This window comes from Actinomadura violacea (assembly GCF_017573465.1).
GTDB classification, from domain to species: domain Bacteria; phylum Actinomycetota; class Actinomycetes; order Streptosporangiales; family Streptosporangiaceae; genus Spirillospora; species Spirillospora violacea.
Map to the genome: position 1 here is coordinate 175941 of NZ_JAGEPF010000004.1, position 16835 is coordinate 192775.

Sequence of the window (16835 nt, forward strand, 5' to 3'; positions counted from 1 at the left end):
CCACAAAAGTACGCTCATGGAGCATTTGAACATGCGACAGAAATTGACTCTTGTCTCATCCCGCGTACGCTGGATGTAAGTGAACACTGGCCAGGAGGTGCGATGCCCGCCCCAGCATCCGGCCCCACCGCCGCCGCTCCACCGCCCGCCCGCGCCGCCGCCACCGCGCCCCTCGACCCCGGCACCCTGCTCTGGCGGCACGCCGCCGACCTGCGCTCCCTGCTCCCCGGCGCCGCCGCCGGCCTGATGCAGCTGATGCACCCCGGCATCGGCGCCGGCGTCACCGAGCACTCCGCGTTCTTCGACGCCCCCTTCGACCGCATCCACCGGTCCGTCCCGCAGATCTGGGCGACGATCCTCGCCCCCGACGGCGCCGCCCGCGCCCGCACCATCCGCGACCTGCACCGCGGCATCGGCGGCGTCGACGAGCGCGCCCGCCGCTACCACGCCCTCGAACCCGAGACGTTCTGGTGGGCGCACGCCACCTTCACCTGGGAGATCTTCAAGGCCGCCGAGCTGTTCCACCCCGGCACCCTCACCGCCGAGGACCATGAGCAGATGTACGCCGAGACCGTCACCTGGTACGCCCGCTACGGCGTCAGCATGCGCCCCGTCCCCGCCGACTACGCCGCGTTCCAGTCCAAGTTCTGGCACATTTGCGCCGAACGCCTCGAACTCACCCCCGCCGCCGCGCGCGCCCTGGAGATCGCCAAGCACGGCTCGGACACCGTCACGCTGCTGCCCGTCGGCGGCCCCCGCCTCGACCGCGCCGGACGCCTCGTCGCCGAACGCCCGCTGCGCCTGATCACCTTCGGCTGCCTGCCCGCCATCGTCCGCGACCGCTTCGACATCCCGTGGAGCGCGCTCGACCAGGCGCAGTTCACCGCGCTCGCCGTCGCCAACCGGCAGGGCTACCGGATGGTCCCGAGCGGCATCAACCACTGGGCCCTGCGCAGCATGCTCCGCTACATCGGCGCCCACACCCGCGCCCAGCGGTACGTGTTCGCGGGCACGGCCCCGCCGCGCGACGGCCGATCCGCGCGCCACGCCTGACGCCCGGCCCGCACCGGCTTCGGCGCGGCCCGGCCCGGCTTGGGTGCGGTCCGGACGCGGCTCAGTGGGCCGGGGCCGCGGCCGCGCGCTGGTCGCTCAACTCCTCGCACGCCGTGAGGACACGGTCCACGTCGCCATCGGTCAGACCGGCGTGCACCGAAAAGCGGAGCAGGGGCCGGGACGAGGGCACCCCCGGGAACAGCGCGGCACCGAAGACACCCCGGCCGACCAGCTCGTCCCGCAGCCGGACCGCGTCCGCCTCCGTGGCGATCTCCATCGCGATGATCTGCGTGTCGGCGCCGGCCGCCTCGAACCCGAGCGCCGCCAGCCCGCCGCGCAGCCGCCCCGCCGCCGCCCGGACCCGCTCCCGCCGCCAGCCGTCGGCCTCCACCAAGTCCAGCGCCGCCGCGAGCCCCGCCACCTCGCGCGCGGGCAGCGCCGGACCGGACGCGGCGGCCCCGAGCACGCCCGCGAACGCGGGGTGATCGCAGGCGATCAGGCCGGCGCGCGCGCAGAACGCCTTGCCGAGCCCGGCGGTGCGGAAGGCGACCCGGCCCGTCAGGCCCAGCTCGCCCACCAGGCCCTCGCCGCGCGGGCCGCGCACCCCGATGGCGTGCGACTCGTCCACGACCAGCAGGCACCCGTACTCCTCGGCGATCTCCACCAGGCCGCCGAGCGGGCCCACCGACCCGTCCGTGCCGTAGACGGCGTCGGCGCAGATCACGCCGGGCCCGCCCGCCTCGACACGGTGGCGCAGGTCGGCGAGGTCGTTGTGGTCGAAGCGGACCGCCACGGCGCCGGCCGCCCGCGCGCCCTCCCACAGCGACGGGTGCGCCATCGCGTCCAGATAGACGGGCGTGCCGGGACCGGCCGCAAGCCGGAGCGCGCCCGTCCCCGCGTCCCGGCCGGACGGGCACAGCACCCCGCGCCGCGCCCCGAGCCCCTGGGCGAAACGCTCGCCGAGCAGGGCCTGCGGGTGGTCCTCGGCGAGGTCCGGGCCGTGCGCGGACGCCGCCGGCGCGCCGCGGCGCCCGGCCCGCATCGCCCTTGTGACGCGCGGATGCTCGCCGATGGCCAGGTAGTCGCCGCAGGTCAGCACGATCGCGCGCGGCCCCGTCCTGGCCCGCGGCGCCGCTGCGGTCCGGTGCGCCCGGCGGCCGTCCGCGGATCCGCGCAGCAGCCTGATGCGTTCGCCCAGTCGCTGGTGGGCGCTGGTCATCGGTCGTCACACTCCCCGGTCACGAGGCGGCCACGTAACGTAGTTCTCTCTAATCATAGAGTGAAAGGAATCTATGGCGCGTACGAAAGGAAGCTATGGCGTGGACCAATTCGCGGGGCCGTTGGCGAGCGCTCCGCGAGTGGAACGAATGATTCCGTTCTGCTATACTCGTCACCATGAACGAGATCACCGTCTCCGGCTGGAGCCTCCTCGACACCGCCCACGAGGCCCTGCGCTCCACCGTCCGCGGCATCACCACCGCCGACCTGGGCCGCCCCACCCCGTGCTCGGACTGGACGGTCACCCAGGTCCTCCAGCACGCGGCCGGGGACCAGCTCGCCTTCGCGGCCTCCATCACCGGTGGCCCCGGCCCCGACTTCAACCCCTTCGCCCCGTCCGGCACCCTCGACGGCGAGCCGATCGGCCTGCTCGAGCCGGCCCTCACCGCCTGCGCCGCCGCGTGGGCCACGGTGGACCGCGACGCCGCCGAGGCGCCGGTCCCCGTCCCGCCCGGCTCGCTCGCCCCCTGGCTCGGTGCCGGCGCCGCCGCCCTCGACGCCGCCGTGCACGCCTGGGACATCGCCGTCGCGACCGGCCAGGAGTCGCCGCTCACCGCCGGCCTCGCGCGGGAGCTGCACAAGGTCGCGACCGAGATCGTCGAGCCGCTGCGCCAGTTCGGCGCCTACGCCGCCGCGATCGACGCGCCCGGCGACGAGGTCGCGGACCTGCTGCACTACCTCGGCCGCGACCCCGCCTGGAAGGCCTGATCCCCGGCCGGGCCGGACGCCGCGATCCCGCGCGTCCGGCCCGACGCCTTTACGTTGTAGATCATTAGATCCGGAACACCGTGCGGGCGTTGCCGGACAGGAACGCCTCCGTGGCCGCCTCGTCCAGGCCCAGCTCGTCCAGGCCCTTCAGCGCCCGCTCCGGCGTGATCATGGGGAAGTTCGTGCCGAACATGACCTTGTGGCGCCGGTCCTGCGCCATGTACCGGACGAGCTCCGGCGGGTACCGGCGGACCGTGTACGCCGACGTGTCGACGTAGACGTTCGGATGCTTGCGGCACACCGCGACCATCTCCTCCGTCCACGGGTACCCGACGTGGCCGCCGACGATGACCAGCTCCGGGAAGTCCAGCGCGACCTGGTCGACGTACGGGATCGGCCGCCCCGTCTCGCTCGGCCGCAGCGGGCCGGTGTGCCCGACCTGCGTGCAGAACGGGACCCCGAGCTCCACGCACTCGGCGAACAGCGGATAGAACCGCCGGTCCGTCGGCGGCAGCTCCCACAGCCACGGCACCACCCGCAGGGCCTTGAACCCCAGCTCGTTCACGCACCGCCGCAGCTCCCGGACGGCCTCCATCGGCTTGCGCAGGTCCACCGACGCCACGCCCGCCAGCCGGTCCGGCGCCTGCGCGACGAACGAGGCGACCTCGTCGTTGCTCACGAGCGCGCCCTCCGGGCCGTACCAGGCGCTGATCAGCCCGACGTCCACCCCGCCGGCGTCCATCGCGCCGACCGTGACCGCGACCGGGACCTCCTCCTCCGGCGGCTTCTGCCCCGTCCACCGCCACAGCGAGTCCAGCATCTCGTGCTGCAGGAACCGGACCGTTCCATGCTGCATCCACGCATCGACGATCATTCCGTCTCCCCTTGACGAGCCGATTATGGTGCGCGGCCCGCGCCGGCGCACTGGTAGCCTCGGCCGCATGTCCAGCCCGGAGGCGAACAGACGCTGACCCCCGGCGCGCCCGGCCATGACGGCCGCCGCGCCGCGGTGCGGGCCGCCCTCCGACGCGATCGCGTCGCCACGAGGGCTCTTCCTTCACGCCGCCGCCGTCGATGACGGCCGTCCGCGGCATGCCCCCACCGGTTCAGCGCACCCACGTTCGCCGTCTCGGGAGTCTCGCCTTGCCACTCGCCGTCTACGTCCTCGGGCTCGCCGTGTTCGCCCAGGGCACCTCGGAATTCATGCTGTCGGGCCTGCTGCCCGGCATCGCCGCCGGCCTGCACGTCTCCGTGCCCGCCGCCGGGCTGCTCACCTCCGCCTTCGCCGTCGGCATGGCGGTGGGCGCACCGGCCATGTCGCTGCTCGCCCGCCGCTGGCCGCGCCGCCGCGCCCTGCTCGGCTTCCTGTCCGCCTTCGTCGCCGCCCACGTGGCCGGCGCCGTCACCACCAGCTACGCCGTGCTGCTCGCCACCCGTGTCGCCGCCGCGCTCGCCAACGCCGGCTTCTGGGCGGTCGCGCTCGCCGCCGCCGTCGCGCTCGTCCCGCCGGACGCCCGGGCCCGCGCCACGTCCATCGTGGTCGGCGGCGTCACCGTCGCCTGCGTCGCGGGCGTCCCCGCCGGCGCGCTGCTCGGCGGCCACCTCGGGTGGCGGTCGGCGTTCTGGGCGGTCGCCCTGGTGTCGCTGCCCGCGCTGGCCGCCATCGCCCGGACGATCCCCGACGACCGCTCCCCCGCCACGAGCGCGGCCGGCGAGCTGCGCGTCCTGGCCTCCCGCCCGCTGCTGGTGACCCTCGCGATGAACGCGCTGTTCCAGGGCGCGACGTTCTGCACCTTCACCTACCTCGCGCCGCTCGCGACGCACGTCACCGGCCTCGCCGACGCCTGGGTGCCCGCACTGCTCGCGCTGTTCGGGCTCGGCTCCTTCGCCGGCGTGACGATCGGCGGCCGGATCGCCGACGCCCGCCCGTCCGCCCTGATCGCGGGCGGGATGACCGCGCTCGCCGCCGGCTGGGCGGCCCTCGCCCTCACCGCCGGCTCCCCCGCCGCCGCGGTGCCGCTCGTGTTCGTCCAGGGCATGCTCGCGTTCGGCACCGGCCCCGCGCTGATCGCCCGCGTCCTGCGGCTGGCCGGGGACGCGCCGACGCTGGCCGGCGGACTCACCACCGCCGCGTTCAACGCCGGCGCGACGGCCGGCCCGTGGCTCGGCGGCCTCGTGATCGGGGCGGGCCTCGGCTACCGCTCCCCCGCCTGGGTGAGCGCGCTGCTCATGGCCGCGGCGCTCGGCACGGCGGCGTTCGCGCTGCGGCTCAGGTCTGGTTCTGCAGCGACGCCTTCGCCGACCCGGTGAGCGCGGGCAGGTAGCCCAGCCGGTGCCCCTTGGCGGTCGGGTGGTAGCTGGAGCCGATCGGGATCGTCACCGCGTGCAGCCAGTCGTCGCCGGAGCACAGCTCGTGCCCGGCGAACTCGTCGCGGACGTCCGACCAGGTGAATCCGGCCCGCCCGGCCGCCGCCTTGACGGTGCCGTCGAGCACGTCCGCCGCGCCGTTGAGGGCCGTCCGCTTGGCGTTGCTCAGGCCCACGCACACGCTCACGATCTTGTAGAGGTGCGGGTACCCGAGCACCACGACCCGCGCGCCCGGCGCCTTGGCCCGGATCTTGCCGTACAGCGAGTCGAGCCTGCCGGGCAGCGTGTTCTTCATGAAGCCCTCCGCCGACGCCACCGCGCTCTCGCACGTCGACGCCGAGTGCAGCACGCACGTCTGCATCACGTCGCTGAACCCGGCGTCGTTCCCGCCGACGGTCATGCTGACCAGCGTCGTCGCCGAGCTCAGCGCGCCGAGCTGGCCCGACGCCACCGTCGCGGTCGTCGCGCCCGAGCACGCGACGAACTTGAACGAACTCGTCGTGTGGGCCGCGGCCCACAGCTCCGCATAGGCGTTCTTGCTGCGGTTGCACGACCCGCTCGCGGGGTCGTAGTCCCCCGCTCCGGTGCCGGACGAGTACGAGTCGCCGAGGGCGACGTAGTTCGTCCCGGCCGCCGAGGCGGACCCGGACCAGCTGATCATTCCGGCGGCGAAGGCCACCGCACCGAAAGCGGCGACACAGGGGCGGGAGAGACGCATCTGCACTCCGGAGCGACGTACCGAATTATGTCCCCCACCACATACCCGCCCGACCATTCCCCCAAGCCCCGACCTGATCAACTTTCTTTTGTCACATTCCGCCATTGAAATGGCGGACGGCAGGGCATCACCGCATTCGCGACAAACGTGGCAACCCACCGGTCACACGAGCAACACGAGCACCGGCGGCGCCCCCCTGCGGCCGCTCCCGCGATGCGCCTCCGCTTCGGACGTACCGCACCCCCCATTTCTCCCGAGCCAGAAAAAGGCGAAACACGAAACATCGCCATTCCCCTTGCACGCCCGCCGCCGCGAACGCACTCTTGCTCCCGATGACTCCCGCTGTTCGGATGGACGGCATGACGGTTCGCGCGAACGAGGGTCCGGCGGATTTCGGGAAAGAACTTCGGAGAAGGCGGCTCGCGGCGGGCATGTCGCTCGCTCGACTCGCCGGCCGCGTGCATTACAGCAAGGGGCACCTGAGCCTGGTCGAGCGCGGCGTCCGGGCGCCGGCCCGCGACCTCGCCCGGCTCTGCGACACCGAACTGCGCGCGGGCGGCGCCCTCGCCGCGCTCGCGGGCGGCCCCGCCACGCCCGGGCCCGGGCTCGGGGAAGCGAAAGGCGCAGACCAGGAAGCGGAGGTGTGGCTGATGCGGCTGTCCGCAGACGGACCGAGCTGGTTCCAGCCCGTGAGCCGGCGGCAGGCGGTGGCCGCCGGCGCCGCGTCGATCGCGGGGATCGGCATCGGGCGCGCCGGACCCGCGGCCGCCGACGACACCACGCTGCCGGAGCTGTACCGCTCGATGCTCGCGCAGTACCGGCGGCTCGGCCAGGCCGTCGCGCCCGGGCTCGTCCTGCCCGTCCTCATCGCACAGACCCACACGCTCCGCGAACTGGCGACGCACGCCGGCCCGCGCACGCGCGCCGAACTGCTGCGGCTGGCCTCGCGCTACGCCGAGTACGTCGGCTGGCTCGTCCAGGAGACCGGCAACGACGAGTCCGCCCTCTGGTGGACCCGGCACGCCGTCGAGCTCGCCACCGCCGGCGGCGACCGAGAACTCACCGCGTACGGGCTGGTGCGCAACGCCCAGGTCACCCTCTACCGCGACGACGCCCGCAGCACGATCGACCTCGCCAAGCGAGCACAGGCCGGGCCGGTCTCGCCGCGCGTCCTCGGGCTCGCCGCGCAACGGGAGGCCCAAGGCCACGCCCTCGCCGGCGACCACGCCGCCTGCATGCGCTGCCTCGACCGGGCCCATGACCTGCTCGCCGCAGCGGCGCGCGAGCACGACGCCCCGGTCCTCGGCACCACCAACGTGGCCGACCCCGCCGAGATGGGACGCGGCTGGTGCCTCCACGAGCTAGGACGCCCCCAGGCCGCCGCCGAAATCCTCGACGCCCAGCTCGCCCGCGTACCCGCCGACGCCGTCAGGACCCGCATCCGCTACGGCATGCGGCGAACGCTGGCCGTGGCGGCATCCGGCGAGATCGACCGCGCCTGCGAGCAGACCCGCGAACTCCTCGGCGGGGCGACCACCGTCGCCTCCGCCACCATCGCCACGGACCTGCGCAAACTCGCGCGCACGCTGGCGCGCCACCCGGGAAGCCGGGCCGTGCGCGAGCTTGCTCCCGAACTCGGAACGGCCTTGCGGAACACGAGCCCATAGAAAGGGACGGGACATGCACGAGGTGTTCATCAACTACCGCACGGGGGACGGCGACGAGGCCGCGTTCGCGATCGAGCGGGAACTGTCCCGCCGCTTCGGCGACAATGCGGTCTTCCGCGCGTCGAAGTCCATCCCGCCCGGCGGAAACTTCCCGGAGGAACTGCTCCGCGCCGTCCAGAACTGCAGCGTCCTGCTCGCCGTCATAGGGCCGGACTGGCACACCGACCCTCGTCTCGGGGACGACCGCGACTGGGTGCGGCGCGAGATCCTGGAGGCGTACGCCGGCGCGACGATGGTCATTCCCGTGCTCAAAGGCAGGACCACCGAGCGGCTTCGCGCCGACCTGCTGCCCCCGGAGCTCCGCCGCCTCGCCGACGCGCAGTCGCTCCGCCTGGACGTCCGGGACGGCGAATCCGGCCTCGCCCGCATCGCGGAGGTCGTCGCGAACGCGGTACCGGCGCTGAGGGAAGCGGCCACATCCGGCTCGACCGGGAACGACACGGTGCGCAACACGTCTTCCGACGTGTCCGGAACCGTCGTCCAGGCGCGCGACGTCTCCGGCGCCGTCGGCAACTCCGGCCCCGTGATCCGCGACGTCCACGGACCCGTCCATGCCGGCTCGGGCGACATGAACAACTACTCCCACACCTTCTCCGGCGACGGCGCCACTTACGTCCAGGGCGACCATCACGGCGACATCTCCCATCGCTTCGGCGGAAAGAGCGACGACGGAGCCGAACGATGACCACATCCACCGGCCCCTATGTGTTCGGCAGCCGCGGGCCCGTGAACGCGGGCCCAGGAGACCAGAACAACACCTTCAACAGCATCGTCCTCGAAGACGCGAACGGACGGTCGCCTCGACAGGAGGCCGCCGACCAGCTGCGATGGCTCTGGCGGCGTTTCGTCGAGCCGCCCGGTTTCGGGGCGGCGGCCGACGCGCTGCGGCGCAACGGCACCGTCTTCCTCGACGGTGAACCGGGAAGCGGGAGGTTCGCGGCGGCGAAGATGCTGCTGTGGAGTCCCGAGCACGCCGGCCGGGCGCTTCACGAGATCGTGCTGCAGGAGCAGCGCGGCGACTGCCTGGACCTCGATCATGTCGGCGACGACGACCATGTCTGGCTCGACCTGTCCGCCGCCGACCCGGACGTCTGGATCAAGGTGCACGGCGAGTTGTCCGGTCTGCGGAGCCGCGCCTGGGCGCGGGGCGCCCGTCTCGCGGTCATCCTGCCTCATGCGGGCACCCCGGCGCGGCGGGCCCTGGACCTGCGGTCCGATCTCGGTCGGTTCCGCGTGCGGATCGGCCGTCCCGGCGACAGGGAGGTCCTGTTGCGCCACCTGCGGTCGGAAGGCGTCCCCGTCCCCCGCCCGCTTCCGCCGATCCCCTACCTGGACGCCGGGCTCTCCGTCGACCGGATAGCGCGTTACGCCCGCCTGATCGCCGAGGCGTACGCGGACGCCCGGGACGGTGAATTCGCCGTCTGGTGCCGGGTCGCGTACCAAGCGCTCGCCGGGTGGCGAGACCAGGTGGCCGAACGCATCGACGACCTGAAGGGAGGGAAGCGGCGAGCGTTCCTCCTCGTGACGGCGATGCTTCACGGCGCCCACGCCGAGGTCGTGCACCACGCCGCCGCCGCTTTCCTGCGGACGGTACGGGCGGCGCCCGCCGAGGACCCGGCGCTCGAGGACGCCACGCTTCATCGGCGGCTCCACGAAATCCACGCGACACTCGACGATTCCGGGCACGTGCGTTTCGTCGATCTGGACTACGACGCGGCGGTCCGAGCGCATTTCTGGACCCACATGCCCGGACTCCAGCAGTACTTGTGGGAGTGGGTGGCCGAGACCGTCCCGCAGCCCGGCCTCTCCGGCATCGAGCGCAGTGACCTGGTCGACCGTTTCGCCGAACTGTGCCTCAATGACCGGCACCGCGAAGCGCTCATGAACCTGCTGGAGACATGGACGGCAACACCGCCATCGAAACCCCGCATCGAGGCCGCGGCACGGATCCTCCAACGTGGTTTGCGGGACCGCCGCCACGGCCGCTTCTTCCGCCGGAAGATCTACGACTGGGCGCAACGAAGTGGCCTTCCGGAATGCCTCGCCACAGTGCTCGTCGTCGCCTGCCGCGACGAGATGGCGGTCGGCCACCCCGACGAGGCGATCGTCCGCCTGCATCACATGGCGCGGCGTGAGCAGGGCACGAGGGCTCGCGACGCCCTCGCCGGCCTCGTCCGCGATGACCCGCGGCTCCTGCGCCGCATGCTCGATCGGCTCGCGATGCCGAGCACGGACGAACAAAGGCGGGTCTCCGACGCACGGATCTTCCTCGCGCTCGCCGACCCGGCGCTGCTCATCGATCCTGGTGCTTGCAGTCGTCCGCTCCTGGCCGAGGCGGCCGTCCAGGAGCGGTTGGCCGACGGGTGGAGTCGCGCCCTCGGCTGCCTCACCGAGGGCGAGTGGGCGCCGTCCGCGCGCGACTGGCTGCGCAACGCCGCCGCTGACGAGCGGTGCCGGGACCTGCTGCTCGACCTTCTCCTCGCGGGATGCGCGCACCGTCCGCGCGTCCTCGCCCGCATGTACACGCTGGCGCGGGAGGCCGCGCCGCGCACCGACCTGGAGGATCTCGTGCTCCGCAAGATCAGGACGGGCAGGAGGGCCGAATCCGCATGAGCGAGTTCGAGGGGGCGGGCCCCTTGCACACAGGCCGCGTCCTTCCGGTGTTCTTCCCGCTGCTGATCGGCGGGTTGCTGCTGGCCATGCTGGTGCTGCTGGCGCCGGCGTTCGTCTGGGCGCCCGTCCTCGCGGTCGCGGCGCTCGGCGGGCTCGCGTTCCTCTTCCGCCGGACGTTCCGTCCCGCGCCGCCACGAGAGTTCGGGTACGTGCCGGACGCCGCACCCTCCACGGAGGTGGGCCGCATCACCGAGGTGCGCCTCCCGAGCAGCCGCCCGGACTACTTCTTCGTCTTCTCCGCGAACGTGGTGTGGCGGCGCGGGGACGTCCTCGAGGAGCACCCGGCGGTGAACCTCGACGCGCTCGCGCGGAACGCGATCGTCCGGCGCGCCCACGACATCGTCCGGCTGTGGGATCCCGAGCACCTCTCGCTGGTAGCGCACGAGCTGGGCGGCGCGCTGGCGGAGATGCAGGCGGACGCGACCGGCCGCGTCCGCGCGATGGCCCAGGCGGTGAAACTCTCGCTGCCCGAGGACGACCGGAAGCGGCTCGATGAACTCGCCACGGTGCGCAAGACGGAGGCCGTCTGGGAGCACGAGCGCAAGCAGGAGCAGAGCCGGCGGCGCTACCTCGGCGAGGACGCCCTGAAGGACCAGGGCAGCGCCGTAGTGTGGTGGCTCGCCCGCAACGACGGAGCGCTGGACGGCACCGTCGACCGCATCGAGGCACTCAAGCATCTGGCCGACGCCGCGAACAACCTGCAACCGCCGCCCGGCCCCGAGCGGTCCGCCGCCGACCACTTCGGCGCGATGCTCGACCGCCTCGGCCTGTCCGCGGACGACCCGCAGCGCAACCTCCTCGCCCGCGAGGTCGCCGACGCGATCGCGCACAACGGCCACCCCGGCGTCGCCGACGAGATCAAGGACCGCTTCGACCCGCCCCGTACCGCAGACGGCCCGGACGCACCGGATCCGGCGTCCGAATCCCGGCCGCCACCGGGGGACGGCCACTGACCGTCCGGTACAGGCCGCGGCGGCGCGAAGGCCGTCGCGGCCTCGGTCCGAGCCGGTGCCACCGCCCCGTAAACGAGAGCACGAGCCGAACCGTCCCACTCATCGGCGGCGCCGCCGCCCCTTCCCGTACAACTGAAGAGAGGCCGGGTACGCGTGTCCGAGGGAGCCGACCGCACGGGCGGGGCCGCATGACCCGCAGCAAGCCGCTGACCTCCAGAGATCCGGAACGGATCGGCGAACACAGCCTCCTCGGGCGGCTCGGCGAGGGCGGGCAAGGCGTCGTCTACCTCGCCGAAGACCCGTCCGGCAGGCAGGTCGCGCTGAAGGTCCTGCACGACCGCGGCGGCTCGCGGGACGGATTCCTCAGGGAGACATCGGCGGCCCGCAAGGTGGCGCCGTTCTGCACCGCCGAGATCCTGCACGTCGGTGAGGACGACGACCTGCCCTACGTCGTCACCGAACTCATCGACGGCCCCTCACTGCGCGAACTGGTGGACGAGAAGGGCCCGCAGGACGGCCCCGCCCTCTACCGCCTCGCGATCGGCACGGCGACGGCGCTCGCGGCCATCCACCAGGCCGGCGTCGTGCACCGCGACTTCAAACCCGGCAACGTCCTGGTCGGGCCGGATGGCCCCCGCGTGATCGACTTCGGCATAGCCCGCTCCATGGACGCGACTCTCACCGCCACGAGCAGCATCGTCGGCACCCCGTCGTACATGGCACCCGAGCAACTCGCCGGGGAGCCGGTCGGCCCGCCGGCGGACGTCTTCGCCTGGGGCGCCACCATCGCCTACGCCGCCAACGGCCGACCGCCCTACGGCCAGGACACCATTCCCGCGGTCATGAACCGCATCGTCAAGGGCAAGCCCGACCTCGGCGGCCTCACCGGCCCCCTTCGCGACCTGGTCGCCGAGTCCCTCCACAAGGACCCGTCCCGCCGCCCCGAGAGCCGCGGCCTCCTCCTTCGCCTCCTCGAACACTCCCAGGGCCCGATCGCCGCGTCGGAGGCCCTGGCCGAGGGTCGTGCCCTCGCCATGGCCGACGACCGGACCCTCGCCAACCGCACCGCCCGCTGGGCTACCGCCCCACGCCCCACCCGCCCGCTCTTCCAGCGCCGCGTCCTCCTCGCAGGCATCGCCACCGCGACCGTCCTCCTCGTCCTCACCACCGCCCTGGCCGTCCGCCAGGCTCCCTCCGGACGGTCCGCGGCCTCGCCTCGCACAACCGGCGCGGCGGCACCGCCCGCACAGCCCACCGCCCCCAAGGATGTCGCGGCGGCCGTCGAGCAGGCGGTCTCCCAGCGCAAGACGGCCGCCTTCACGGCGAACGGCCAGATCGCGGACGGCAACGACTCCTTCGTTTCACACGGCAGGCTGCATTTCCGACCCGGATCGAGCACGAACTACGACCTCACTGTTCGCAATCCCGACTCCGAGACGGAATCCAGCGACGCCCGGATCATCTTGCTGGGAAACTGCGGATACCTCAGAAGCGAACCGCAGAGATGCCGTCCGACGAACGGCCAGCAGATGGACGCGTACGCCTTTCTGGCGAGTGAGGTCCGCTGGGTCACGTCCCCATACGACATCCTCGAACTCCTGCGAAACTCAACGGCCCTGAAGCGGGATACGGACTCGGGCACCATCACCTATCGCGGAAGCACCCGGCTCGCCCCGCTCATCGACGACGGGCCGGTCGCCCCCTTCTACCGGATCTTCAGCTCCAGAGTCACGAACATCACGTTCACGCTCGTCACCGCCCGGGACCACCTTCCCGAGCGCCTGGACATCGACCTCTGGACGCGGATCGATCCGCGGATAACCGCCCACTCCCTCTACTCCGCCACGTACACCGACTGGGGCAAGAGCGGCACGATCACCCGCGCCTACTGACCGATGAACAGAGACGCCCGCGCCTTCTGCATGGGCATCATCCATGTGTCCTCCATGGCCCTTCGCCGCGTGAAGGCCGTGGTGACGGGCGGAGAGCCGGTCGGCCTCAGGTCGGCCGGCAGATGTTCTCGGCGAGGTCCGCGACCTGGGCGAGGAGGTCGGAAGGCGGGAGGGTCAGGTCGAGGGACGTCTCCACGATGTGCAGCCCGTTCACGCCCACGATGCTGTGCGCGTGCGGTTCGCCCATGCCCGCCGCGTACACGAGGTGACCGCGTTCCAAACCCATCACCGTGCAGTACGCGAGCATCTGATACAGGTCGCTCTCGTGCTTGCCCGGTTCGAGCTCGACCTTGTACTTGGCGTCCACCACGGCGGCCGGACGGCCGTCGGCGGTGTCGTGGACGAGGTCGGGACGGAGTTTCACCCGGCGCGCGTGATCCAGGTGGTGGCGCCGGTCCTGGAGCCGCGTCCTCCCGCCATACGGACGCAGGGCCTCGGCGAGGGCGACGCACAGGAAGTCCTCGAAGACGCGCCACATCTCCAGCATGAGTCCGTCCACGCGGACGCCTGTGCCGTCGTCGAGTTCGTAGGACGCGCCGCGCAGCACGAGTTCCGCCAGCCCGAGCGCGGTGCCGTAGCGGCTGTTCAGCCGGGTCGGCGTCCATTCCGGCAGTGCCCGTCCGGCGACGAGCCGTGTCACGCCGTCCAGCCGGAGAAGCAGGTGCCTGAGCAGTTTGCGGGTGCCCGCCGGGACGTCCGGCAACCGCAGAAGCCGGTGCGTCGCGGCGAGCAGCACCTGGTTTTCGGGGATGTCGACGGTGTAGTCGTCGTATCGGACCTCGACCGGCACCGGGAACCCGTGGCGGCGCTGGATCTGGTCGATCACACGGATGCGCCCGCGGACGACCGGCAGCGCCTCCTCGATCTCGCGGTAGCCGAGAAGGACGCCCTGCCGCAGCGTCCGTTCGGCGGCGCGCGCGAAGGCGTGGGCGAGCGCGGGCAGCAGTTCGGGGTGCTCTCCCGCGTCGACCGCCTCCTCTCGCCAGCCCCGGGGCTTGCGCGCGTAGGTGAGCAGGAAGAACAGCCGGTCGATGGGCGTCTTCGGCTGGACCCGCAACTCCACCGTGTGCGCGGCGGGGCCGACTCGGGCGGCGCCGACGAGCCCGTTGTCGCGCAACCGCCACAGCCCGAGCCGCGGCCCCGGCGCGATCCGCACCAGCTCCGACGCGGCCAGTGCGGTCGCCTGCTCGCCCGTCAGCTCGTGCTCTGTCCAGGGGCCGTTCTCTCGGAGCCGGACGAGCGTCACCGCAGCCGGTTCCGCAGCGCGTCGAGTCCGTAGCGCGCTTTCACGTCGGTGCCATCACCGTAGTGGTGCTCTTCCAGCAGCGGGATGATCTGCGTCCGCCAGATCCTTTCGAGCATGACGTCGTCGTCGACGCCCTCCCGCATGAGGTAGGACGGCCCGATCCGGAAGTCGCGGTCGTCGATGCGGCTGTTCAGCTCGGCGAGCAGCCGGGCCGGCTCGTCCGGAAGCCCCTCATTCTTCAACCATTGGGCGAGCATGCCGTCGGTGGGCGGCTCATCGGGGTGCAGTTCCGTGAACCAGAACCGGCGCCGCATCGCCGCGTCGACGAGCGCGATGGACCGGTCGGCGGTGTTCATCGTGCCGATGATGAAAACGTTCTTCGGGAGCGTGAAGCCCTTGTCGTCCTCCGGGGCGTAGAGCAGGTTGATGGGCTGGTCCCGGTACTCCAGCAGGAAGTACAGCTCACCGAAGATCTTCGCGAGATTGCCCCGGTTGATCTCGTCGATGATCAGCACGTACGGCCGCCCCGGATGGGCCAGCGCCGCGCTGACGAGCCGCCGGAACGGGCCGCGCACCAGATCGAGCGAGACCGTCCCGTCCTCGCCCTTCCTGGGCCGGTACCCCTCGAAGAAGTCCTCGTAGGAATAGGCGGGATGGAATTGGACGAGCTGGACGTTCTCCGGCCGTCCGGACGTCAGGTGCCGTGCGAGGTGCCGCGCCAGGTAGGTCTTCCCGGTGCCGGGCGGCCCGTAGAAGATGAGCTGCGGCCGCTCCCGGAGCAGCTCAACACACTCCTGCAGCCACTCCTGCTTGACGAGAAGCTCCTCTGCCAGCTTCCCGGTGACGTCCGGCAACCGCACCTCGATATCGATGACCGGTCCCGGCTCGCCGAGCAGTTTGTCCAGTTCGGGCACGAGCGGGGTGAGTTCGACGAGGTCGGCGTCAGGATTGCTGACGAGCGCCGCGAAGTCGGCGGGCAGTTCGTCGTAGTCGAGCGGCTCCTCGGCGTTGCGCCACTCGACGGGCCGCTGGAGGTTCGCGCGGTGTTCGACGCTGCCGGCGAAGGACGGCTCTCCGGTGATGACCCCGAGGTAGACGGCGCTGCCCTCGTTGGTGACGACGATGTCGTTCTCCCTCATGCGCGAGAGGAAGGCATGGTATTCGCCGGTGAGCCGCTCACGCTCCTGCGCACCCGTCCCGGAGTAGTCCTCCCGGACCGCGTCGCGGACCCGTTCGGCGGGCGCGCCGGACGGCAGGTCGCGCAATCTGGAGGCGGCGAGCGAGCAGACGCCTTCGGGCAGCCAGAGCCCGGTGATCAGATCACCACCGCGAAGGTTGGACGCCCGCACCAGCCACGCCCGCCGCGCCGCCGGATCGACGACCACGGGAATCACGACGGTCTCACGTGCCGGCGTCCGGCGCAGCCCGTCGGCCTTGCCGTCGAACGCTAGGACGCCGTCCTCGGAGAGCAGCCCGAGCCATTCCTCACGCTCCTCCTCGGTGAGATGGGCTTCGCGCGGCGGCGTGCCGTCATCGGAGAGCAGCCTATGCCAGCCGTCGGGCCGGGTGCCCAGCAACAATCCGAGAAGGGCGGTTTCCTCGACGTTGGCTTCGGACGCCACATCCGCGAGGGACGCCCACCTGCCTTCAGGAAGAGCCTCGACCATGGCCACCGCACCCTGGAGAGGATTCCTGTACTCCTCCCAATACCTGTACGCGCGGCCCAGCTCCGCGTAGAAGGACACCTTGTCGGGGCATGCGTCCAGGGCGTACCGCCCCCGACCGGTCACGAACCACCGCCGCCGGGCCTTACAGACCAAACCGGCCTTCACCAGCCCTATGCTGGCGAACTGCAGCTCGGTGTAGGAGTCGTCGTCCCACGAGTCGCCCGCGATCTCTCGCCATCGCGCCTCCAGGTCGGGATTCGTCTCGAAGAGCCGCCTGTGCAGCTCCCGGTAACGGACGCCGGAGGCGGCCTCGGCCGGATCGGCTTCCACCAGCAGCCGCATTGCGACGAAGAGCATTTCCGCGGTGAGTTCGCTTCGACTCGTCACCCGATCAAGATTCGCAGAACATAGGCACCCAAACCAGGCATTTGCTGCTACCGGCCGCTTTTGGCGCACAGGCGGCGGTCCGGCGATGGAGCCGAGGAACCGCCGC

13 protein-coding genes are annotated in these 16835 nt (G+C 72.1%); 8 read left to right on the forward strand and 5 right to left on the reverse strand.

All coding sequences use genetic code 11. The annotated features are described in order from the left end of the window. The first annotated feature begins 102 nt into the window (after positions 1-102). Positions 103-1053, forward strand: coding sequence for an oxygenase MpaB family protein (locus tag J4709_RS06715; RefSeq protein WP_208238122.1), 951 nt, complete (start codon positions 103-105; stop codon positions 1051-1053). 61 nt (positions 1054-1114) lie between these two features. Here the strand turns inward: J4709_RS06715 and J4709_RS06720 are convergent, their stop codons facing one another. Further along, positions 1115-2272: an aminotransferase class I/II-fold pyridoxal phosphate-dependent enzyme gene (locus tag J4709_RS06720; RefSeq protein WP_208238124.1), complete on the reverse strand. Its 1158-nt coding sequence runs from the start codon at positions 2270-2272 to the stop codon at positions 1115-1117. 176 nt (positions 2273-2448) lie between these two features. Between J4709_RS06720 and J4709_RS06725 the strand changes: the two genes are divergently transcribed. Next, the gene (locus J4709_RS06725; protein WP_208238126.1) at positions 2449-3039 is read left to right on the forward strand and encodes a TIGR03086 family metal-binding protein; all 591 of its coding nucleotides are present in this window, start codon (positions 2449-2451) and stop codon (positions 3037-3039) included. A gap of 64 nt (positions 3040-3103) precedes the next feature. Here the strand turns inward: J4709_RS06725 and J4709_RS06730 are convergent, their stop codons facing one another. Then, positions 3104-3913: an amidohydrolase family protein gene (locus tag J4709_RS06730; protein WP_208238128.1), complete on the reverse strand. Its 810-nt coding sequence runs from the start codon at positions 3911-3913 to the stop codon at positions 3104-3106. 269 nt (positions 3914-4182) lie between these two features. Between J4709_RS06730 and J4709_RS06735 the strand changes: the two genes are divergently transcribed. After that, positions 4183-5349, forward strand: coding sequence for a Cmx/CmrA family chloramphenicol efflux MFS transporter (locus J4709_RS06735; protein ID WP_208238130.1), 1167 nt, complete (start codon positions 4183-4185; stop codon positions 5347-5349). Here the strand turns inward: J4709_RS06735 and J4709_RS06740 are convergent. Further along, positions 5309-6124, reverse strand: coding sequence for an SGNH/GDSL hydrolase family protein (locus J4709_RS06740; RefSeq protein WP_208238132.1), 816 nt, complete (start codon positions 6122-6124; stop codon positions 5309-5311). The genes J4709_RS06735 and J4709_RS06740 overlap by 41 nt on opposite strands. Before the next feature lie 359 nt (positions 6125-6483). On the opposite strand from J4709_RS06740, the gene J4709_RS06745 reads away from it, so the two are divergent. From J4709_RS06745 to J4709_RS52950, 5 genes are all read left to right on the forward strand, one after another. Further along, positions 6484-7791 carry a helix-turn-helix domain-containing protein gene (locus J4709_RS06745; protein WP_208238134.1) on the forward strand — a complete coding sequence of 436 codons (1308 nt, stop codon included), beginning with the start codon at positions 6484-6486 and terminating at the stop codon, positions 7789-7791. Between the two features lie 13 nt (positions 7792-7804). After that, on the forward strand, positions 7805-8536 hold the full coding sequence (locus tag J4709_RS06750; protein ID WP_208238136.1) for a toll/interleukin-1 receptor domain-containing protein: 732 nt from the start codon (positions 7805-7807) through the stop codon (positions 8534-8536). After that, entirely contained in the window at positions 8533-10464 is a 1932-nt protein-coding gene (locus tag J4709_RS06755; protein ID WP_208238138.1) for a hypothetical protein, read from the forward strand. The genes J4709_RS06750 and J4709_RS06755 overlap by 4 nt, the downstream gene beginning before the upstream one ends. Next, the gene (locus J4709_RS06760) at positions 10461-11477 is read left to right on the forward strand and encodes a hypothetical protein (RefSeq protein ID WP_208238140.1); all 1017 of its coding nucleotides are present in this window, start codon (positions 10461-10463) and stop codon (positions 11475-11477) included. Before J4709_RS06755 ends, J4709_RS06760 begins: the two co-directional genes overlap by 4 nt. 188 nt (positions 11478-11665) lie before the next feature. Further along, positions 11666-13369 (forward strand): serine/threonine-protein kinase, encoded by a 1704-nt coding sequence (locus J4709_RS52950; RefSeq protein WP_232383081.1) that lies wholly within the window; start codon positions 11666-11668, stop codon positions 13367-13369. 106 nt (positions 13370-13475) lie between these two features. Here the strand turns inward: J4709_RS52950 and J4709_RS06770 are convergent, their stop codons facing one another. Then, complete coding sequence (locus J4709_RS06770) at positions 13476-14675, reverse strand: McrC family protein (protein WP_208238142.1); 1200 nt, start codon at positions 14673-14675, stop codon at positions 13476-13478. Continuing rightward, on the reverse strand, positions 14672-16729 hold the full coding sequence (locus tag J4709_RS55425) for an McrB family protein (RefSeq protein WP_208238144.1): 2058 nt from the start codon (positions 16727-16729) through the stop codon (positions 14672-14674). The genes J4709_RS06770 and J4709_RS55425 overlap by 4 nt, the downstream gene beginning before the upstream one ends. Between the last annotated feature and the right edge of the window lie 106 nt (positions 16730-16835).